Raw genomic sequence first — 20,684 nt, 5'->3', positions numbered from 1 at the left:
ATGTCTATGCATTCGTTATCAAGTGTGCCATAAAAAAACCCGGCCAGGCCGGGTGGGGTGTTTACGACGCAGCATCCACGCGGCGCCGGGTTTGCAGGATGGGCGGTGCCCACTGCTCGCCTGGCCGCTTTTTGCGCGTGGCCAGCGTCAGGCCGGACGGCGCAAAGATGTTGATGTTGTGCGTATTGGGCGTAGTAATCAGGTACTGCGCCTCGGTAGCCTTGAGGAAGCCGGCCACGCGGTCGATGTTGAAGATGTCCAGGTGGGCAAACGGCTCGTCGATGAACACAAAGCCGGACGGGTTGCTTTCGTCCATCATCAGGCCGATCAGCATGATCAGCGACTTCATCACCTGCTGGCCGCCGGACGCCTCGCCATCGTTCAGGCCCATCAGGCCTTTCTGGTCGAAGTTGAACTTCAGCACCAGGCCAGCCTGCGCCAGCAGGGCGTCGTCGTTGGCCAGCGTGGGCAGCTCCACCTCTACTCCAATACCGGCCAGCTCGCCCAGGCGCTTCACGTTGTGGCCGTAGGCGCGCACGGTGGCGCGCAGCTTGCCCAGGTAGGCATCGCGCGCGTCGCTGGTGAGGCCGGCGGCGCGTTCTACCTCGGCCTGGCGGCGCTGGCATTCGCGCGTCAGGCTGCTCAGGTCTTCCTGCAGTTTGTCTTTCAACTGCAATACCGCGTCGTCACGCTCCCACTCGCCTGCGGCCAACCTTTCTTCCAGATAACTGATTTCGTGGCGCACGTCGGCGGCGGATTCGAACTCGTCGGCCAGCTGCGCCACAAAGGCCGCGTCCTGCGCCGCAGCCGGCAGCTGGCGGCGGCAGTCGCGCAGCTCGGCCAGGTGGCGGCGGATAAGGCGCCGCGCCTGCGCCATGTCGGCCTGCGCCTTGTGCTCGCCCTGCAGGCTGTCCTGCTCGCGCTGGCATACGCGGTCGTGGGCGATGCGGGCGTCGCTGTAGCGCTGCTCGGCGGCGTCGCGCTCGGCCTGTGCGGCGGCCAACCTTTCGCCCGCCTCGGCCACCGCCTGCTTCAGGCTGTCGGCCTGCGCCGCCAGTGCGGCAAACTCTTCGGCGCGGCTATCCAGCAGGCGGATGGCGTCCATACCGGACAGGTACTCGGCCAGCTGTGCGGCCTCGCGGCTGGCTGCGACCAGCTGCTCTTCGTGGCGCAGCATGGCCACGTTCAGCGCTTTCAGGCTGTCGCGCAGCGCCTGTAGCCGTGTCTGGCGCGCCGCTTCGCCAAAGGCAAAATCGTGCGCCGGTACGCCAATGTGGCGCGCGCCACGGCGTTCGCGGAAGTAACCCTCCGGCGTGATCCAGTCGCCGTCTTCACCGGCGCCGTCGGCCACGCTGGCCACGCGGCTGACGCGGTTCATCTGCTGGTACAGCCAGTCCGGCGCGTCGGCAGCAAAGCGCACCACCTCCAGCAGGCTGCCGCTGCGCGCACGCGGCGCGGCGGCGGTTTCCGGTACAACAAAGTGGCGATAGCGCAGCTTTTCGCCCAGCTGCCAGGCGGCGCGGCGGTCGCCAGCGTCTTGTAGCAGCACCACGTGGCGGTAAGGCTTGAGCAGCGCCTCGACCGCGCCCTGCCAGCGGCTGTCGGTCACTTCAACGATGTCGGCCAGCATCTGGTGGCCGATGCCGGCTTCGTCCAGCGCGGCGCGGAAGTGGCGCACGTCTTCCGGCGCACGCGGCTTGCCGCCTTCCAGTGCAGCCAGCTCGGCGCTATAGCCGTCGCGCTCGGCTTTTTGTGCTTTCAGCGTGTCGCGCAGGCGCTCGTTGGCGTCGCGCAGTGCGGCCAACTTGTGGCCCAGCGTGGCGGCATCTTCACCGTATTCGCGGCTGGCCAGCGCTTGCAGGCGGTCGCGCTCTTTCAGCTGGCTGGCGATATCGCGCTCGGCGTCGCGTGCCTGCATGAAGTCGTCCTGCGCCTGCTTGCGCACGGCCTCGGCGGCATTACGCGCCGCCAGGGCGCTGCTTTCGGCGTCGCGCAGTGTGGCCACCAGCTGCAGGGTGTCGCGGTGCTGACGGCTGACAGCCAGGTAGCTGCCCTGCAGGCGGCGGTAGTCTTGCCACAGCTTGCCGGTGGCGGCGCGGCCGTCGATCAGCCCCAGTACCGGCAGCGCGTCGTCGCGCAGGCGGGTAATGCGCTTGCTCAGGCCCACCCATTCCAGGTAGCGGCTGGCGCGGCTTTTCATCATTTCCACGCGGCCTTGCAGCGCTTCTTCCTGGCGGCCCAGGGCGGCCAGCTCGGCCTCGGCGGCTTTCTGTTCGTCGCGGGCGTGCTGGTAGTTGGCCAGCACGTCTTTATCGCCAAACACCTGGAACACCAGGTCCAGCAGCTGCTTGGGGCTGTATTCGGTGAGCTTGTCGGTGTCGCCCTGCTCCAGCGCCAGCACTTCGGCCACGGCGGCGGTAAGGCCGGCGGCTTCCAGGCGGCGGCGGTATTCCTGCACGCCCAGCCACGGCACGCTGCTATCGCCAATGGCCTGATCCAGCGCCACGTCGCCTTCCAGAATGGCGTAGTGGCGCACCCAGTCGCCGCCCTGCTTCTTAATGCGGCATAGCAGGGTGACTTCCGGCTGCAGCAGCGGGAAGAACGGCGTGGGGTACAGGCCGCCCTGCAGGCGGCGCGGGTTGTCTACCACGCCTTTCAGGAAGGCATACGGTTCGCGGTTGTTGCGCACATAGCGCTTGTAGTCGCGCTTGCCGGAGCACTTGATGGCCAGCAGCGTGCGCATGGCGTCCAGCAGGGTGGTTTTGCCGGAGCCGTTGGGGCCGATGATGGTGACGATCTGCGCGTCCAGCGGCACGGTGAGGCGTTGCCAGAAGTCCCAGTGCACCATTTCTACCGATTTCATCTGGAACATCAGGCTTGCTCCTCGTGTGGCTTGTCTGTTTCTGCGCTGTCTGCGGCCAACCCTGGCGGGCCGTCCTGCAGCTGCTGCGCGGTGAGGTGCTGCGATAGCTGGCCGCGGCGCGACAGCACTTCGGCCAGCGCGCCTTCGATGATGCGCGGCGCCAGCTGGCTGTAGTCGATCATCACGTCCAGCAGCGGGCCTTCTACCAGCCAGCGGTTACGCCGCTGCAAGAAGCCCAGGTTCACCAGGCGGCCCAGGTTGGCGTTAAAGCGCGTGCGCCCGCCCAGCTGCTTGCCAAAGTCGGCGTACAGGGCGTCTTCCGACACGCCTACCGACACGGTGTCGCCGGTTTCCAGCGGCTTTTGCGCGCCAAACATATCGTGCTGGCCTTCGTTGCCGGCGGCTACGCGCGACACCTGGCGTTCGCGCTTGGGCAAAATAATCAGCGCCCACACGATCACCAGCAGCGCCACGCCGTCACGCGGCAGGCCCAGGTTGTTGTTAAGCCAGGCTTCGCCGCTGCCGAATACCGGCTCGGTGAGCGCCGGCAGCAGCGCCACGGCAATGTGCTCGGCGTAGGGGTTTTCTACCAGCTGCAGGCCGGCTGCGGCCAATCTTTGGTCCAGCTCCAGGCGGAAGGTTTCGTCCAGCAGCGCGCGGCGCGCCAGGGCGTCGCTGCGCGGCAGCACGCGGTGCGCCAGCAGGCGCGCAATCAGGGTGGTCAGTTGCTGTTCCATGCTCAGGGTTTCTGCGCTATCAGCCGCGCATCGGACAGCGAGGCGACTTCGGGGTGATCGGGGGTGATGATGCTATGGCCGCCAGCAAGCTGCAGCGGCAGGCGCGCCAGCGACGCTATCACGCTCTGGTCGCTGCTGCTTTCCGGGTCGCCCAGCAGCGACAGCAGCGACAGGCGGTAGGCGGTTTCGTTGTAGCTTGCGGCCAACACCGCGTCGGCAATGGGGTAGCCCTGCTCGCCCGGCGCGCCGTCCAGCCCCAGCTGCAGCAGGCTGTCGTACAGCGCCTCGGCTTCCAGCAGGCGCTCCATCTCGGGCGCGTCGGCGGCTTCGGCGCTGGCGGCTTGTGGCAGCGCCGTGTTGGCCGCGGCCAACCTTTCGCGGCCCAGCAGCTCGAACTCGGCCACGTCGCCCAGCTCGGGGGTGGTGAGAAAAGCCGGCTCTACGCCGTAAGACAGCGCATTGCCCAGCAGCGCGGCCAGCGTGGCCCCGCCCTGGTGGCGCAGCCAGTCGGCAATATCGGTAGAGGTGAGGCCGGAGCTGCCCAGGTGTACGCGCTGCGCAGCCAGCTGCGCCAGGCGGCGCTCGAAAGTACCGGCCAGCGCCAGCATGCGGCTTTGCGCCAGCGCAATGGCCTGCGCCTGGTTCAGCGTGGTGAGCGTCAGCGTGTCGTCGCGGGTCAGGTTGCGTATCACCTCGGTGGATTTGCCCACCCAGCGCCATACCGACTCCAGCCGGTGCTGCGCGGCGCGGATGCGGAACTCGGACTGGCTTTCCAGCGCGTCGGCAAACTCGGCGTGCAGCTCGTTCAGGCGCGCCAGCAGGTGCTGCATGGCTTCGTCCGACACCTGCCCTACCGACTGCCCGGCGGCCACCTGGCTGGTGAGATAGCCCAGCTCCACGTCGTCGCCGGCAAAGTCGATCAGCGTGGCCAGCGCAGCCAGCGCCACGCGGGCGCCTTCGCTCAGCGCGTAGTGGCCGCTGTCGCTGTCGTATACCAGCAGCTCGCCCTCGCGCAGGCGGCCCAGGATGGTGCCAAGCTTGGTGTCGTTCAGGTAGGCAAAGCGCTGGGCAATGTCTTGTGGCGTCCAGTACGGTGAGTCGGCGCGGCTACCCAGCTCGCGCAGCACCAACAGGCGCATCAGCACTTCTTCGTCGCCACCGCGAAACAGGGTGACAAACACCGCCAGGTAAGGCCAGGCTGCACTCAGGCGCGAGAGCGCCGGCAGGCTGTCCGGGGCCATGCCCGGGCGGAAAAATTCGGAAAGGGAATCCAAGGAAACAATCCGGTCTGCGGGAAACAGACCGGATTGTCAGAGGTGGGGTCTTACTCGTCAATGGCGACGGTATCGCCAGCGGCATCGGCAGCGGGCGCTGCGTCATCGGCCGGGGCCGGCTGGATCACCGCGGCGGCGGCTTTGGCCAGCTTGGCGGCGCGCTCGGCTTCTTCGGCCAGCTGGCGGGCTTTACGCTCTTGCTCGCGCAGTACCTTGATGTATTCGTTCATGGCGAATACCAGGTCGCGGGTGCCTTCGCCGGTGAGGCCGGAGATGACAAAGTAACGCTGCGCGTTCATGTCGAAGCCGAAACGGTCGTCCGGCTGCTGCTGCGGCCAGTCGTAGGCTTCCAGGAAGGCTTTTACCTTCTCGTCACGCTCTTCTTCCAGCAGCATGTCGACTTTGTTCAGCACCAGCCAACGCGGCTTGTGGTACAGCTCTTCGTCGTACTTTTTCAGCTCTTCCACAATGGCGCGGGCTTCGCTTACCGGGTCTACGGCTTCGTCAAACGGGGCCAGGTCTACCAGGTGCAGCAGGATGCCGGTACGCTGCAGGTGCTTCAGGAAGCGGTGGCCCAGGCCAGCGCCTTCTGCCGCGCCTTCGATCAGGCCTGGGATATCGGCGATCACGAAGCTGGAGGTATCGTCCATGCGCACCACACCCAGGTTCGGGTGCAGGGTGGTAAACGGATAGTCGGCCACTTTCGGCTTGGCGGCAGACACGGCGCGGATGAAGGTGGACTTGCCCGCGTTCGGCATGCCCAGCAGGCCCACGTCGGCCAGCACTTTCAGCTCCAGCTTCAGGTTGCGGATATCGCCGACTTCGCCACGGGTAAACTGGCGCGGGGCACGGTTGACCGAGCTCTTGAAGTGGATATTGCCCAGGCCGCCCTTGCCGCCTTTGGCCAGCACCACTTCCTGGCCGTTGAAGGTCAGGTCGGCGACCACTTCTTCGCTGTCGGCGTCGATAATCTGCGTGCCCACCGGCATGCGCAGGTACACGTCTTCGGCGCCCTTGCCGTAGCAGTCGGCACCGCGGCCGTTTTCGCCGTGGCCACCCAGGTACTTCTTCACGAAGCGGTATTCCACCAGGGTGTTGATGTTTTCGTCTGCAATGGCGATAACGCTACCGCCACGGCCACCATCACCACCATCCGGGCCGCCGCGCGGAATGAATTTTTCACGACGGAAACTGCAGCAGCCGTTACCGCCTTTACCTGCACGTACTTCGATACGCGCTTCATCAATAAACTTCATGGAACCTCCAGTATTACCGAGGAGTCAGGCGCAAACAGCCGCCAAAACTGCACTGCCAGGACTTGGCCGCAGCCGCTTGCGCCTCACGCCTCAGAGCCAACGCGATTAGCTTAAACAAAAAAGCCCTATCACAAGATAGGGCTTTTTTTCGTCAACGCGAGATTACTCGGCGTCAACACCGGTGTACGGAACAACGGTAATGGTCTTGCGGTTGAACGAGCCTTTAACAGCGAATTCAACATAGCCGTCCACTTTCGCGAACAGGGTGTGGTCCTTGCCCATGCCAACGTTTTCGCCAGCGTGGAACTTGGTACCGCGCTGACGCACGATGATGGAACCAGCCGGGATCAGTTCGCCACCGTAAACCTTAACGCCCAGGCGTTTGGCTTCGGAGTCACGACCGTTGCGGGAGCTACCGCCTGCTTTTTTGTGTGCCATGTCTGTTTATCCTTACTTGGAAATCGCGTCGATGCGGATTTCGGTGAAGTTTTGACGGTGACCCTGGTGCTTCTGGTAGTGCTTACGGCGACGCATCTTGAAGATACGTACCTTTTCGCCACGACCGTGGGAAACAACAGTAGCCTGCACTTTTGCGCCAGCTACCAGCGGGGCGCCTACGGAAACCTGATCACCGTCCACAACCATCAGCACTTCTTCCAGTACGATTTGGCTGTCGATGTCTGCAGGTATCTGTTCTACTTTGAGTTTTTCACCAACGGCAACTTTGTATTGTTTACCGCCAGTTTTTATGACCGCATACATTCGTATAGCTCCTAATATTCTGTCAACGCGCGATGTGCGCGAAGAACGCAAGACTATACGCAAGTGATTGTTTGTTGTCAATTTTCTCGTCAAAACAACACTGTGTAACCGGGCGACCATGGCAAGAGTGCGGCCAACTCTGCTAATATCGCGCGGTTTTCCAGCCAATATCCATATAAAGAACCCGGTCGCGATGTCATCCACTCCGCTCTTTCGCACGCTTACCGCCAACGACATGAACACCGTCGATCAGGCTATCCGCACCCGTCTGCATTCCGATGTTGTCCTGATCAGCCAGGTAGCCGAGTACATCATTTCCGCCGGCGGCAAACGCCTGCGCCCGATGCTGACCCTGCTGGCAGGCCGTGCGCTGGGCTACGGTGACAAGCACCTGTTCGAGCTGGCCGCGATGATCGAGTTCATCCACACCGCCACGCTGCTGCACGACGACGTGGTAGACGAATCCGACATGCGCCGTGGCCGCCAGACCGCCAACGCCATGTTCGGCAACGCTGCCAGCGTGCTGGTGGGCGACTTCCTCTACACCCGCGCCTTCCAGATGATGGTCTCCACCGGCAGCATGCGCATTCTGGAAGTGATGGCCGACGCCACCAATATCATTGCCGAAGGCGAAGTGCTGCAGCTGCTGAACATCGGCAATGTGGACGTGAGCGAAGACGACTACCTGAAAGTGATCCAGTACAAGACCGCCAAGCTGTTCGAGGCCGCCACCCGCGTAGGCGCCATCATCGCGAAGGCCACACCGGAACAAGAGCAAGCGCTGGCCGACTACGGCATGCACCTGGGCACGGCCTTCCAGATTATCGACGACGTGCTGGACTACAGCGGCGACGCCACCACCATCGGCAAGAGCCTGGGGGATGACCTGGCCGAGGGCAAGCCCACGCTGCCGCTGATCTATACCATGCGCCAGGGCCCGGCCGAGGCCGCCACCGTGGTGCGCGAATCGCTGGAAGCCGCCAGCCGCGAGCGTTTCAATGAGGTGCTGACTGCTGTACAATCCTGCGGCGCGCTGGACTACGCCCGCGCCGAGGCCGAAAAAGCGGCCGAACGCGCTGTGGCTGCGCTGGCAGCCCTGCCGGACAGCGAGCACAAAACGGCCATGGCCGAGATTGCGCGCCTGTCCGTGGCACGCAACGCCTAGTACCAAGTTTCTGGCTGTCCCTGTAGTTAAATGGATATAACGGCCCCCTCCTAAGGGGCAGTTCTGGGTTCGATTCCCGGCGGGGGCGCCACCCCGACCTGCACGCCACCCTAGCGGGTGGCGTTTGTCTTTCCGAATGCGGAGTAATACACATGAACCTGCTGCAACGCCTTGCCCTGCTCGCCGTCATCGGCGTGGTGCTGTCTGTCACCATCCACCACCTTACCCGCCCGCAAGCTGCGGCCAACGTCTCCGCCAGCCAGGCACAGTAAACCCGCGCCATGCGCATGATTGCCCAGGGCTGCCTGCCCACCGGTTTTACCCCGTGGCCGGACCACCCTCTGTACCGCAGCCTGGCGCCGTGGCAGGCGCTGCAGCCGCAAAGTTGGCCGCAACAGGCTGACTTCGACCGCCTCACCGCCCACGCGCGGCGGCTGGGCCAGGCGCTGCCGCCCGGCCTGCGCTTTGCCTGCGACCTCGACCCCACGCTGTACTACGAGATGCACATTGGCGCCCACGGCGAGGTACCGACCCGCACGCAAAACTGGCACGACTGGTTTGGCGCGCTGGCCTGGCTATCGTGGCCGCGCAGCAAAATCGCGCTGAACGACCGCCACGTACGCGCCATCGCGCGCGGCGAGGTAGGCCGCGGCCCGTTTCGCGATGCAGCCACGCTGCTGGATGAATGCGGGGTGATCGTGCCGGTGGCCGACCCGGCGCTGTCGGCGGCACTACAGGGTATGGACTGGCAGACGCTGCTGGTGACGCACGCCGATGCCTGGGGCACGCGCATCGATACCCATGTGCTGGGCCACGCGCTGTTCGAACAGGGGCTGGCCATGCACATCGGCTGGTGCGGCAAGGCGCTGCTGCTACCGGTAGCAGAAGATTTCTTTACGCTGGGCTACGCAGAACGCCAGCAGCAGCTGGATGCCCGCTTGGCCGCCCTGCTGCAGGACGATAGCTGGCTGGCGCGCCCGCGCGAGCTGCTGCCGCTACCGCTGCTGGGCCTGCCGGGCTGGTGGCCGCAGCAGGATGCGGCCTTCTACGCCAATACCGCTTATTTCCGCCCCACGCGGCGGGCAAACGCCGCCACCGAGACTTCGCCCAGCTGAGCCATGGTGCTGCCCAGCAGCGCCTCTATCTCGGCGGCGATATCGTCGTCCTGCGCGTGCTGCTCTGGCCGGTACACAAACAGGCGGAACAGCTCGGCCAGGTCGATGTGCTCGGCACGGCGCAGCAGCGCCCAGCTGTCCCGCGTGCCGCGCTGCACGTAGCCGGCTTGCGCCAGCCGGTCCAGCACGCTGCCCAGCTCGTCGTAGCCCACTTTTACCTCGCGGCGCAGGTCTTCCGGCCGCAGCGCCTGGCCTTGTTCCTGGGCGCGGTCCAGCATCACCAGCACCTCGACTGCATCCAGAAAGCGGCGGCGCGGCTCGTTTCGGCGCTGCCAGGCACCGCCTTCCCAGTACGAAAACGACGCGGTCAGCACTGCCCCCGCCAGCACCACCAGCCACAGGCAAAACAGCCACAGCAGCAGGATAGGTACGCTGGCAAACGCGCCGTACACCAGCTGGTAGCTGGCGATCTGGCCAATATAGAAACCAAAACCCAGCTTGGTCGCCTCCAGCAAGATAGCCGTCAGCAGGCCGCCCAGCATGGCGTGCTTTACCGGCACATAGCGGTTGGGCACGATGCGGAACACCAGCGCCAGCACCAGCATGGTGAGCGTGACGCTGCCTACCGACTGCAGGGTTTCGTCCAGCAGCGGCGAGATGCGCTCGATATGCGTCAGCTTGAACAGCAAACGCCAGCCCAGCAAACCGCCGCCCAGCGCCAGCGGCCCCAGCGTCAGCACCGTCCAGTACACCATGCTCTGCTGCAGCCACGGCCGCGCGCGGCGCACACCCCAGATACTGTTGAAGGTGCGCTCTACGGTGGCCATCAGCATCAGCGAGGTCGCGCCCAGCATCACGATACCGGCGGCAGTCAGCTTTTCGGCGTTGTCGGCAAACTGGCGCATGTATACCGAAATCACCTTGCCGGCGAACTCTGGCACCAGCGTGGACAGCAGCATCACCTTGAAGCGGGTGCTGTAGTCGGAAAACACCGGAAACGCCGACATCACGGTAATGGCGATGGTCAGCAGCGGCACCAGCGCCAGCAGGGTGGTAAAAGTCAGGCTGCCGGCTACCTGCATCACGCGCTGCTGCGCCAGGCGGCGGCGCAAAAAGGCGGTAAAGCCCCAGAAAGACAATGGCTTGATCACGATAAGTGGGGAATGTCAGGTAAAATTTTCAGATCCGCAATGTTAACCGATAGGAATGGCCATGCAGGAAATTCTGGTGCTCTACTACAGCCAGCACGGCGCCACGCGCGAGCTGGCACGCTTGATCGCCCGCGGTATCGATAGCGTGGACGGCTGCCGCGCCCGCCTGCGCACCGTACCCAAGGTGTCTACCGTGTGCGAAGCCACCGCCCCCGCCGTGCCGGATAGCGGCGCGCCCTATGTAGAAGCGCAAGACCTGGCCGAATGCAGCGGCCTGGCGCTGGGCAGCCCCACCCGCTTCGGCAATATGGCCGCCGCCATGAAGTACTTTCTGGATGGCACCGCCCCGCAGTGGATGCAGGGCACGCTGGCCGGCAAACCGGCCTGCGTCTTTACCAGCAGCAGCACCCAGCACGGCGGCCAGGAAAGCACCCTGCTCACCATGATGGTGCCGCTACTGCACCACGGCATGCTGCTGGTAGGCCTGCCGTACAGCGAGCCAGCGCTCAGCCATACCACCACCGGGGGCAGCCCCTACGGCGTGACCCACGTGGCTGGCAGCAACAATGCGCCGATCAGCGACGACGAGAAAAAACTGGCCATCGCCCAGGGCAAGCGCCTGGCCGAAATGGCGAAAAGGTTGGCCGCGTAAGGCTGCCGCGCTAATGGAAGCTGGCCGGGCGCTGCGTGCCCGGCTTGGCTACCGCGCCGCGTACCTCGAAGCGCACCCGCTCTACCACCTTGCCGCGCCCGTCGCGCAGCTCCAGCACGTGGCGGCCTGGCCACGGGAACCACGGCAGCCGTGCGCCGCGCCCCAGCAGGCGGCCGTCCAGCCACCACTGCGCCGCCACCACGCCGCGCGCCTGTAGCAGCAGGCGCTGGTTGGCCGGTGGAATATCGGGGTCGATAGCGTAAAGGCTACCGCCCAGAGGCGACACGATACCGGCCGGCTGCGCACTGCCGCGTGGCTGGCCGGTAATCAGCGTGCGTTCGGTCCCCGCCAGAAAGTACTCCTGCCGTGCGGCTTCCTCGCCCGCGGCGTAGCGCACTTGGCGCTGGCTCACCCCGGCAGGTGGCACCGGCGGTAGCGACGGCCGGCCACGCTGCAGCCAGTTCATCACCCCCTGCCATACCGGCGCCGCACCGTGCATGCCGGACACATCCCACATCGGCTCGCCGCTGGCGTTACCCACCCACACCGCCACCGTGTAGTGGCGGCTGTAGCCGATGGCCCAGTTGTCGCGCATGTCTTTGCTGGTGCCGGTTTTCACCGCGCTCCAGTACGGCGTGGACAGCACGCTTTCCAGCCCGAAGGTACGCGCCCGCGCGCTGCGGTCGGCCAGCATGTCGCTGACGATGAAGCTGGACGCCGCGTCCAGCTTGCGCTGCGGCGCGGCGGGCGGCTGTGCCAGCAGCCAGCGCGGCGCGCTGTACTGCCCACCCTGCGCCAGCGTGCGGTAGGCATTGGCCAGCTCGATCAGCCGCACATCGGCCGCGCCCAGCGCCAGGCTGTAGCCGTAGTAGTCGCCGTCCTGTTGCAGGCTGCGCAGCCCCAGCGCGTACAGGCGGTCGCGCAGCGCAGTGGGGCCGACCATGGTGATGGTGCGCACGGCGGGGATATTGAGCGAAGCCCCCAGCGCGCTGCGCACCGATACCGGGCCTTTGAAATCGCGGGCGTAGTTTTGCGGCGCGTACAGGCCGGCGGCGGTTTGCAGGTCTAGCGGGCTATCGTCCAGCAGGCTGGCCGCCGTCAGGTAGTGCTGCTGCAGCGCCAGCTGGTACAGAAAAGGCTTGAGCGTGGAGCCTGCCTGGCGCAAGGCGGTCACGCCATCCACGTTGGCCGCAGCGGACAAGCGCCCGCTGGAGCCCACCCAGGCCAGAATGTCGCCGCTGGCGTTGTCCAGCACCAGCAAGGCGCCGTCCTGCACATGGCGTTGCGCCAGGGCCAGCAGGTGGCGCTGCAGCAGGGCGCTGGCGTGGCGCTGCAATGGCGCATCCAGCGTGGTGCGCAGTACGCTGCCCGCGGGCTGCGGCTGCTGTTGCAATAGTTTTTGTGCAAAGTGCGGCGCCAGCTGTGCCTGTGCGTCTACCACCGGCAGGCGGCGGGCCAGCACTTGGCGCGTCTGGATGCTGGTGCGGTCACAGTCACGCTGCAGTGTGGCGCCATCTGGCGGCGGGCGGCGCTGCTGGCGGGCAGTGTCCAGCGCCATGTCGCGCAGGATGCCGCAGGCGCGGGCGGCCACGCGATCAGGACCTGCATTGGGGCCGCGTAGCAGCGCCACGATGATGGCCGACTCCTGCCGGTTCAGCCCCTGCGGCCATTTGCCGAACAGCGCGCGCGACACCGCCGGTAGCCCCACCAGCTCGCCGCGAAAGCTCACCAGGTTCAGGTAGGCCTCCAGAATCTCGTCCTTGCGCCATTGTTTTTCCAGCGCGCTGGCCGACCAGGTCTGGCCCAGCTTTTGCCACAGGCTGCGCCCGCCGCTGCCGGCTTTCAGGTCGGCGTCCAGCAGGCCGGCCAGCTGCATGGTAAGGGTAGACGCGCCACGGGTACGGCTATGCCACAGGTTGCCCCAGGCGGCGGCAGCCACGCCGGACCAGTCCACACCGCTGTGCTCGTAAAAGCGGCGATCTTCCGACAACAGCAGCGCGTAGCGCAGCGGCGCCGAGGTATCGGCCAGCGGCAGCCAGTCTAGCCGCAGCGCGCGTTTGTCCTGCCGTACGCGCTGCAGCGGCGCACCGTGGCGGTCTTGCAGGATCACGTCCGACGGCCGCCACGCGGCGCGCACCTGGGCAAAACCGGGGTTGGCCGCTACCGGCTGTGCTGCGGCCAACCCTGCCAGCCACAGCACGGCCTGCCAGCTAGCGCGCACGCGCTACCTCGAACGGTGCATTGGCCAGCATGCCGTACACGCCCGGCGCGTACATGGCTTCTACCCGCGTGGGCGGCAGCTGGAAGCGGCCGGTGGTGTTCAGCCGTACCGTGTATTCCACCGTAAGCGCGCCGCGCGGCAGGTAGCGGTAGTAGGCGCGGTAGTTGCCCGGCAGGCGCTCGATATAGTCGGCCCAGCCGTTGCCGCGCTCGCGCGCCTGCGCCACGGCGATGGCCGAGTCGTTGCCCAGCCCGCTGCCCAGAATGCTGGCACCGGCCGGAATCGGGTCGTCCACTACCACCCAGCCCATATCGGCCTGGGCGTCGATCTGCAGCGTGACTTTCATCACATCGCCAGGGCGGTACTCGCCGGACACTTGCTGGCTAACCGGCGTCAGCGTCTTGCTGATGCGGTAGCCGGCGCTGCGCTGGCCGCTGAACTTCACCGCGGCCAACGCTTCTACCGTGGCCCACGGCGCGCCGCTGCCCTGGTGCGCAAGCGTGAGCGTGCCCTTGCCACCGGCGGGCCACGGCAAGAGCGGCAGGCGCTGCGAGGTATCGGCCGGGCTGGCGCTAGCCTGCTGGCTGCCCAACGCTACGCTGCTGCTGCCGCTGACCGGCACGCTTTCGTACTGGCGCGAGAACTGCGCTACCGCCAGGCTGCCCCACAGGTTGGCCGTGGTGCCCTGCCAGTGGCCGCGCTGCTGCCGCGCCAACAGGCCGGTAAGCAGGCGCGGTACGTCGGCCTGCCAGTCTGGCAGGGTGCTGGCCAGCAGCAGCAGGCGGGCGGCGTTCTGGTTGGCGCTGCCCATCAGCCACCAAGCGTTGTCGTCGGCCTCGCTGCTGAACACCAGCCGCGTGCCCTGATAGCTAAGGCGGCTGCGCAACAGCTGGCCGGCCTGCGCCATGGCGGCGGTACGGTTGGCCGCGGCCGGCGTGCGCTGCAGCAGTTCCAGCCAGTCGATCAGCATGGCGGTGCTGTAGCGCTGGGCCTGGCCGTCCAGTACCTCCAGCATGGCCGGCTGTAGTTTGCCGTGGTAGGCCAGCGCCAGCATGGCGGAGAGCAAACGGGCATCGCGGTGCTGGCTGGCCAGTGGCAGCGGGCGCTGCAGGCGGCCTTCCACAAAGGCGGCCAGGCCGGCCAGCATGCGCTGGCGCGGGCCTTCCGGCAGCGCTTGCCCGGCCTGCTGGCTGACTTGCAGCAGATAGGCGGTAAGTACGTCACTGCCCCACGGCCCGCTGCCTTCCGATAACGGGAAGTACGCCGCCAGACCATCGCTATCCAGGTACAGCGGCAGCTCCTTGCCCAGTGCGTCCCACTGCGCGGCATTGGCCGTGCCCAGCGCGCGCGAGGCGCGCTGTTCCAGGCAGCTGTACGGGTATTGCTCGAACCAGCGCTGCACCGCCGGCAGGCTGCTGCCCAGGCGCGATTGCAGGCTCACGCTGATCCCGCCGCGCCCCGGCAGCGCGCCGGCGGGCAGGCCCACCGGCAGCTGTTGCGCGGTGTCCAGCCGCAGCAGCGTGCCCTGCTCCACCGTGACCGGTACCGCTGGTGCCACCTGCTGCTGCACGGCCAGGCGGTCGCTACCCTTGCCGCCCACGGCCTGGGCGCTGATAGCCCAGTCCAGTGTGGCCAGGCCGGTGGGGACGGTATACGGCCAACTGATCTCGCGCGCCTCGCCCGCTGGCAGGCTGATACGCTGCGCGGCCAGCTTCTGGCTACCGGCCGTGGCGGCCACGTCCAGCGTCAGCGCCTTATCGCTGCCATTGCGCACGGTGACGGTGGCGGCCAGCTGGTCGCCCTCACGCACCAGTGCTGGCAGGCCACTGCTGATCTGCACGTCTTGCACCACGTCCACGTCGGCCTGGCCGGTGCCAAAGAAATGGCTGCCCACGTCGGCCACGGCCACCAGGCGGAAGCGGGTGAGCGCGTCGTTCAGCGGCACGTTAAGGTTGGCCGCACCGTTGGCGTCCAGCACCACAGATGGCCGCCATAGCAGCAGCGTATCCAGCAGCTCGCGCGTGGGTGCCTGGCCACCGCCGCCGCCCGGCGGCAGCGCCTTGCGGCCGTAGTGGCGCTTGCCTACCACCTCCAGCTGCGCGGTGGCGGTGTCTACGCCATAGCTGCGGCGCTGGTACATGGCTTCCATCAGCTGCCAGCTGTTATTGGGCTGCAAGCGCAGCAGCGCTTCGTCCACCGCGGCAAAGGCGACCTCGGTACCGGCGGGTGCCGGTTTGCCGTCCGGCATGCGTACCTGGATGCGCACCGGCACCGTGTCGCGTATGCCGTAGCGCGTGCGCTGCGGCGTTACCGTGACCTGCAGGCGGCGCGCTTTGTCGCCTACCTCGATCTCGGCCACGCCGTATTTGAACGCCGGCCGCGACAGGTCCACCATGCTGGACGGCGGCGTGTAGTCGCTGCCTTCGTGCCAGTAGGCATCCCACCACTCGGCTGGCGTTTTCCAGCCCCAGCTAAAGAACGAATACCACGGCACGTCGCGCACGCGGCCGCGCACCGCCAGCACCGACACGTACACGTTCGGCCCCCAGCCCTCGCCCACTTTCAGCTCCACCACCGGCGACTTGCCTTCCAGCTGCAGCACGCGGGTGTCGATGATGCCTTCGCGCTCGATGGCCAGCCACACGGTGGCCTTGCGGAACGGCATGCGCACCTGGAAGCGCGCGGTATCGCCGGGGTTGTAGCTGCGCTGCTCGGGCAGCAGGTCGATACGGTCGTTGTCGGCCACGTCGAACCACACCTCGTCGTGGCGGCTTACCCACACCTGCTGCGCCGCGCGCGCGGTGTGGCCTTTGTCGTCTTCTACCTCGGCAATCACTTCCAGATTGCCTTCTTCTTTGGGCGACAGCTCGCACAGCAGCAGGCCGCTGGCGTCGGTGGTGCCGCTGCACAGCTTGCCCTCGTCGCTACGCTCGTGGCTGTGCTCCCAGGCGTAGAAGCCACCCACCAGCCGTTTGCGGCTGGACAGGTAATGGTGGCTGGCCAGGCGCAGCGTGACCTTGCGGCCAACTTGCGGCTTGCCCAGCGTATCCAGCACCACGGTTTTGACATTGAGCGTGCGCCCTACCGATACCCAGTCGTCCACCGCCACGCCTACCTGCAGCGCCGCCGGCCATAGCGGCACCATGCGCGACAGGGTCTGCGTTTCGCCGGACGGGTCGCGCAGGCTGGCTTCGGCCAGCAGCCAGTACGGCCGGTCCAGCGCGGGCAGCTTGTCGATGGCCAGCTTGCCGTTGCCGTTGGCGTCCAGCTGCAGCGGGGCTTTATCCAGCACCACCTTGCCATCCAGCCGGCTGCTGCTATCGGCCTCATCGTCCTCGTCGCCGGCCTGCGGCGGGTTGAAGCTGAAGCCGTCGTAGCCGCGCGGCTGCTCGTAGCGCGCTTGCAGCATGGCGCTCACTTGCAGCGGCCAGTTGCGCGCTGCGCCGCCGTTGCCCCAAGCCAGGTTCACGCTTAGCGGCAAGCGCTCGGCGGCGATACCGGCACTAGCCGGGTAGCCGATGCGCCCGCGCATCACCGGCAGGCGGAACGCTTCCACGCGGAAGTTACCGCTGTACAGCTCGTAGCCGTCCAGCGCCAGCGAGGCCGGCTGCGCGTCGCCACTGCTGCGGCTGCCTTTACGCAGCAGATAAATGCTGTATTCGCCCAGCTTGGCTTCCTTGGGCAGGGTAAACGTGGTGTCGGCGTAGCGGCCACGGCGCCATTGCAACGGCAGCACGAATTCGTCGTCGCTGGCGTCGTGCTTGATGCGCACGCTTTCCGGCAGCTCGCCGGCTTTCAGCAGCGCCAGGCCGCGGCTGTTCTGCACCCGCAGCAGGTGCTTCATCGACACCGTTTCGCCGGCACGCAGCAGGCTGCGGTCCAGAATGCTGTGCGCTACCACCGCTGGCTGCTCGCCGCTGCTGGTGGGGAAGGGAAAGCGCCAGCTTTCGATGCCGCGGTTCCAGCCGCTGCGCACAAAGGACACGTCCTCGCTGCCGTTGGCCATTTTCAGGCGGGCGGTAACAAACAGGCCCTCCAGGCTTTCCGGCCCGTCGCACTGCGCCTCCGGCAGCGGTTTGGCGATGCGCGCCACGCCGTCCTTGCCGGTGCGGCCCTGCCACAGCAGGGTTTCGCGGCAGTCGTACACGCTCACCAGCGCGTCTGCTTGCGGCACGGCGCGGTCCAGCGAGGTGACCCACACCGCAGCGTTTTCCGGCGAGCGCTTCAGGTGCACCGCGAGGTTGGTCACCAGCGCCGCGCTACGCACGTACATCGGCGCCTTGCTGCCCAGCAGCGCGCGGCCCAGCAGGCGCGATTCGATTTCCACCACGTGCAGGCCGCGCTGCGGCAGCGGTATGCCTACCACCTCAAACGGCCAGCGCCCCTTGGCGTCCGGCTGTGCGGGTAGCGGCAGCTTGCGCGCCTGCGGCAGTTTTTTCAGCAGCGACAGGCGGCGGCTTTCCACCTCTTTGCCCTTGCCTTGCGGCAGCGTGCTTTCGTGGTAGCGCAGCACCTTGCCCAGCCAGCGCATCATGTTGCGGTCGTCACGCGCCAGCACGCCCTGGCCGGTTAGCGACACGCTGCGCAGCGGCAGCCCGGCTTCCACGCCGCGCAGCGTTACCGGCAGGCTGGCGTCGCTGCCGGCTTCGATAATGCCGAACGGCGCGGCGGCAAACTTGGCCAGCGGCGGAAAATCGCCAATACGTACGGCCAGCGGAAACTTGGCGGCGTTCACCAGCTTGCGGCCAACCTCGTCCACCAGGCCGTCGGGCAGCTGCAACTGCAGCGTCTGCAGCGGGGTAAACGGCGGCTTGAACTGGATGCTGTCTACCGGCTCGCCGCGCTGCCCATCCAGCTGCGGGGTACGGGCGTTGGCCTCGCCCTCGCCTTGCAGGCGGATGGCGGCGGCCTGTGCGGCTGGCACCGGCGAGCTGAACACCAGGCTGATGGGTTTGAACGGGATGCAGGCACCGCGTGCGTTGTCACGGGTGCAGCTGAGGGTGGCGCTAAACGGCGGGCGCACGCGGAAATCCAGCCGCTCGGCCTCGCCGGGGCGCGGGTTGTGCAGCGATACCTTGCTGTCTGCTGACAAACGTTGGCCGCAACGCACGGTCAGCACGCTGGCGGCGTCTTTTTCCAGCTTCAGGTGTTGCAGCAGGCGCTGGCGCTCGGCGGCGGGCAGCGGCTGCAAGGGCAGGCGTTCGGCCAGCGCCGAGCTCTGGCAGTACAGGCCGGGCAGGCTGCTGCGGCGGGCGTTCAGGCGCAGCACAAAGGCCTGGTCTTCCTCGATGCGCTCGCCGTCTTGCGGCCAACTCTGCACGATGCTGGGCGCGCCGGTGGCAAACTGGTAGCTGGCCGCCGCCAGCGCCACGCCCTGCACATCTTTCAGCCCGCTTTTGAGGCTGAAACGGCAGCGGGTATCGGCCGCCGGCACCGTGCGCAGGTCCAGCACCCAGCTCTTGTCGTCCACCCAGTGGCCGCTGCCGTCCAGCCGGCAATCCCACTGCAGCGGCGCGGCGGCCTGGCTGTCGCCCAGCCGCACCATGGGGGTGCTGAAGCTGATGCGCACCTGTTGCGGCGCCTTCACCTCGCCCTGCGGGCTGAACGTGGCTACGCCTGCGGCGTGGCTAAACAAGGGGGCCAGCAGCAGTATGCCGGCAAGCAGGGTTTTCATGGTGGAGGCCCGTAAAAAGCAGGCCGCCATTATCCCCGACATTCACCCGGCATGTGATATTTCGATAAATGAAAGCGTGCTGGCGAGCAAGAAAATGCCGCCCGAAGGCGGCAGGGTGTCACGCTTGCCCCGGCAGGCCCGCTAATCGTCCAGCGCCACCGGCCCCTTGGGCACGTCCAGCGCCTGCACCCGCGCCTTCAGCCGCGCCAGCATCAGCAGGCCCGGCACCGCTGCGGCGGTAGAAAACAAAAAGAACGCCGGCCAGCCCACGCTTTCGGTAAGCACGCCAGACAGCGGCCCCACCCACACGCGGCCAACCGCGGCAAAGGCCGACAGCAGCGCGAACTGGGTGGCGGTAAATTTCTGGTTGCACAGCGCCATCAGGAAGGCCACAAAGGCCGCAGTGCCCATGCCGCTGGACAGGTTTTCCACCGCCACGGCAAACAGCAGCAGGTAATCCACATCGCTGCTGTCTTTCAGCGCCACGATCAGCCAGTCGAAAGCGGGCAAGGTAAAGCTGCCCCACGCGCCTTTGCCCGACACGGCCACCAGCCAGAAGCCCAGGTTGGACAGCAGCTGCAGCACGCCAAAGGCCATCAGCGAGCGGTACAGGCCCAGGCGCAGCATCAGCGCGCCGCCGGCCAGCGCGCCGACGATGGTGAGCCAGATGCCGATCACCTTATTCACCACGCCGATCTCGGCCTGGGCAAAGCCCACACCTTTCAGCAAAAAGGTAGTGGTGAGCGCCCCGGCAAAGGCGTCGCCCAGCTTGTACAGGATGATCAGCGCCAGAAACGCCCCGGCGGCTTCCATGCTGAAATAGTTGCCCAGCGAGCGGTTCAGCGTATCAAACCTGGCCTTCTGCGCCGCCCACCACGCCAGCGGCAGGGTAAAGGCCATGCCCATTAGCAGGGATAGCAGATCCACCCACTTCTTCTGGTTGGGGTGAGCCTTCTTGTCGGCATTGCCAGCTGCAGGTTTGCTTGCCTCTGCCGGTTTGGCAAGCACCGTACTGGCTACCGGCACAGGGTTGGCCGCAGGGCTGGCTGGCGCCTCGGCCACCACGGGGTAGAACGGCGCCACCACGCGCTCGGCCAGCGGGGCGGCCACGTGGGTGGTGAACTGGTAGCCAATGACCACCGCCAGCAGCACGGCGGCAAAGCCTTTCAGGTCGTTGCGCGCGTCGCTTACCGGCGCCACATTGTCTTTGGGTACCGGCGGCACCAAGAGCAGCGAGATGGCCGCTGCGGCCAACATGATGCCGGCCATCACCTGATACACGGTACCCCAGTTCCAGCCGTTGCCATTAAGCGGGTCGGCCCACACCATGGCAATACCACCGGACAGCACCATGGCCAGGCGGTAGCCGAACACACCCAGCGATGACGCCAGGCCGCGCTCGGCCGGCTGCACCACATCGGTACGGTAGGCGTCGATCACCACGTCTTGCGACGCCGACAGGAAAGACAGCAGCACCGCCAGCAGCGCAAAGCCCTGTACATCACTGGCCGGCTGCATGCCAGACATGGCCAGCAGCACGGCAGCCAGCCCCAGCTGGGTGAGCACCAGCCAGCCGCGACGGCGGCCCAGCCACGGTGGCTCGAAGCGGTCCATCAGCGGCGCCCACAGAAACTTGAAGGTATACGGCAGGCCCACCAGGCTCAGAAAACCGATGGTGGCCACGTCGATACCGTCCAGCGTGAGCCAGGCCTGCATGGCGGTGCCGGACAGCGCCAGCGGCAAACCGCTGGCAAAGCCCAGCACCCAGATCATCAGCATGCGCCATGCGCCCTGCTGCCGGATATCGCGCATGC

Annotated in this window: 14 protein-coding genes and 1 tRNA gene; 5 read left to right on the top strand and 10 right to left on the bottom strand. The window is 66.5% G+C overall.

What is annotated here, in order from left to right:
• Positions 1-61 precede the first annotated feature (61 nt).
• The 6 genes from FLQ44_RS05960 to rplU all read right to left on the bottom strand — a co-directional run bounded on the left by FLQ44_RS05960 (position 62) and on the right by rplU (position 6,892).
• Positions 62-2,872: an ATP-binding protein gene (locus tag FLQ44_RS05960; RefSeq protein ID WP_147693521.1), complete on the bottom strand. Its 2,811-nt coding sequence runs from the start codon at positions 2,870-2,872 to the stop codon at positions 62-64.
• Positions 2,872-3,600: a hypothetical protein gene (locus tag FLQ44_RS05955; RefSeq protein WP_017508671.1), complete on the bottom strand. Its 729-nt coding sequence runs from the start codon at positions 3,598-3,600 to the stop codon at positions 2,872-2,874. Before FLQ44_RS05955 ends, FLQ44_RS05960 begins: the two co-directional genes overlap by 1 nt.
• Positions 3,601-3,602: 2 nt before the next feature.
• Positions 3,603-4,874: a hypothetical protein gene (locus FLQ44_RS05950; protein ID WP_240801194.1), complete on the bottom strand. Its 1,272-nt coding sequence runs from the start codon at positions 4,872-4,874 to the stop codon at positions 3,603-3,605.
• A 50-nt stretch (positions 4,875-4,924) separates the two neighbouring features.
• A complete protein-coding gene (gene obgE / locus FLQ44_RS05945; protein WP_147693520.1) occupies positions 4,925-6,130 on the bottom strand; it encodes a GTPase ObgE in 1,206 nt (401 codons plus the stop codon).
• 162 nt (positions 6,131-6,292) lie between these two features.
• Positions 6,293-6,568, bottom strand: coding sequence for a 50S ribosomal protein L27 (gene rpmA, locus FLQ44_RS05940; protein ID WP_017508668.1), 276 nt, complete (start codon positions 6,566-6,568; stop codon positions 6,293-6,295).
• 12 nt (positions 6,569-6,580) lie between these two features.
• Complete coding sequence (rplU, locus tag FLQ44_RS05935) at positions 6,581-6,892, bottom strand: 50S ribosomal protein L21 (protein ID WP_147693519.1); 312 nt, start codon at positions 6,890-6,892, stop codon at positions 6,581-6,583.
• Positions 6,893-7,085: 193 nt separating this feature from the next.
• On the opposite strand from rplU, the gene ispB reads away from it, so the two are divergent.
• The 3 genes from ispB to FLQ44_RS05920 all read left to right on the top strand — a co-directional run bounded on the left by ispB (position 7,086) and on the right by FLQ44_RS05920 (position 9,172).
• Positions 7,086-8,057: an octaprenyl diphosphate synthase gene (ispB, locus tag FLQ44_RS05930; protein ID WP_147693518.1), complete on the top strand. Its 972-nt coding sequence runs from the start codon at positions 7,086-7,088 to the stop codon at positions 8,055-8,057.
• Positions 8,058-8,073: 16 nt separating this feature from the next.
• Positions 8,074-8,148: transfer RNA gene (locus FLQ44_RS05925), tRNA-Arg, on the top strand.
• A gap of 190 nt (positions 8,149-8,338) precedes the next feature.
• A complete protein-coding gene (locus FLQ44_RS05920; protein WP_147693517.1) occupies positions 8,339-9,172 on the top strand; it encodes a DUF3025 domain-containing protein in 834 nt (277 codons plus the stop codon).
• On the opposite strand, the gene FLQ44_RS05915 is transcribed toward FLQ44_RS05920, so the two are convergent.
• On the bottom strand, positions 9,118-10,323 hold the full coding sequence (locus FLQ44_RS05915) for a YihY family inner membrane protein (protein WP_147693516.1): 1,206 nt from the start codon (positions 10,321-10,323) through the stop codon (positions 9,118-9,120). The genes FLQ44_RS05920 and FLQ44_RS05915 overlap by 55 nt on opposite strands.
• A gap of 61 nt (positions 10,324-10,384) precedes the next feature.
• Between FLQ44_RS05915 and wrbA the strand changes: the two genes are divergently transcribed.
• Positions 10,385-10,975, top strand: coding sequence for an NAD(P)H:quinone oxidoreductase (gene wrbA, locus FLQ44_RS05910; RefSeq protein WP_147688538.1), 591 nt, complete (start codon positions 10,385-10,387; stop codon positions 10,973-10,975).
• Between the two features lie 10 nt (positions 10,976-10,985).
• Here the strand turns inward: wrbA and pbpC are convergent, their stop codons facing one another.
• Together pbpC and FLQ44_RS05900 are read right to left on the bottom strand one after the other, a co-directional pair.
• Positions 10,986-13,196 (bottom strand): penicillin-binding protein 1C, encoded by a 2,211-nt coding sequence (gene pbpC / locus FLQ44_RS05905; RefSeq protein ID WP_147693515.1) that lies wholly within the window; start codon positions 13,194-13,196, stop codon positions 10,986-10,988.
• The gene (locus FLQ44_RS05900; RefSeq protein WP_240801193.1) at positions 13,186-18,870 is read right to left on the bottom strand and encodes an alpha-2-macroglobulin family protein; all 5,685 of its coding nucleotides are present in this window, start codon (positions 18,868-18,870) and stop codon (positions 13,186-13,188) included. Before FLQ44_RS05900 ends, pbpC begins: the two co-directional genes overlap by 11 nt.
• Here FLQ44_RS05900 and FLQ44_RS24030 point away from each other — a divergent pair.
• Complete coding sequence (locus FLQ44_RS24030) at positions 18,869-19,015, top strand: hypothetical protein (protein ID WP_206208703.1); 147 nt, start codon at positions 18,869-18,871, stop codon at positions 19,013-19,015. The genes FLQ44_RS05900 and FLQ44_RS24030 overlap by 2 nt on opposite strands.
• Here FLQ44_RS24030 and FLQ44_RS05895 read toward each other — a convergent pair.
• Positions 19,012-20,682, bottom strand: a complete 1,671-nt coding sequence (locus FLQ44_RS05895; RefSeq protein ID WP_147693513.1) for an AmpG family muropeptide MFS transporter — start codon at positions 20,680-20,682, stop codon at positions 19,012-19,014. The genes FLQ44_RS24030 and FLQ44_RS05895 overlap by 4 nt on opposite strands.
• Positions 20,683-20,684: the final 2 nt, after the last annotated feature.

Source organism: Vogesella mureinivorans, assembly GCF_007644035.1.
Lineage (GTDB): Bacteria > Pseudomonadota > Gammaproteobacteria > Burkholderiales > Chromobacteriaceae > Vogesella > Vogesella mureinivorans.
This window is presented reverse-complemented; position numbering and strand designations above follow the sequence as displayed.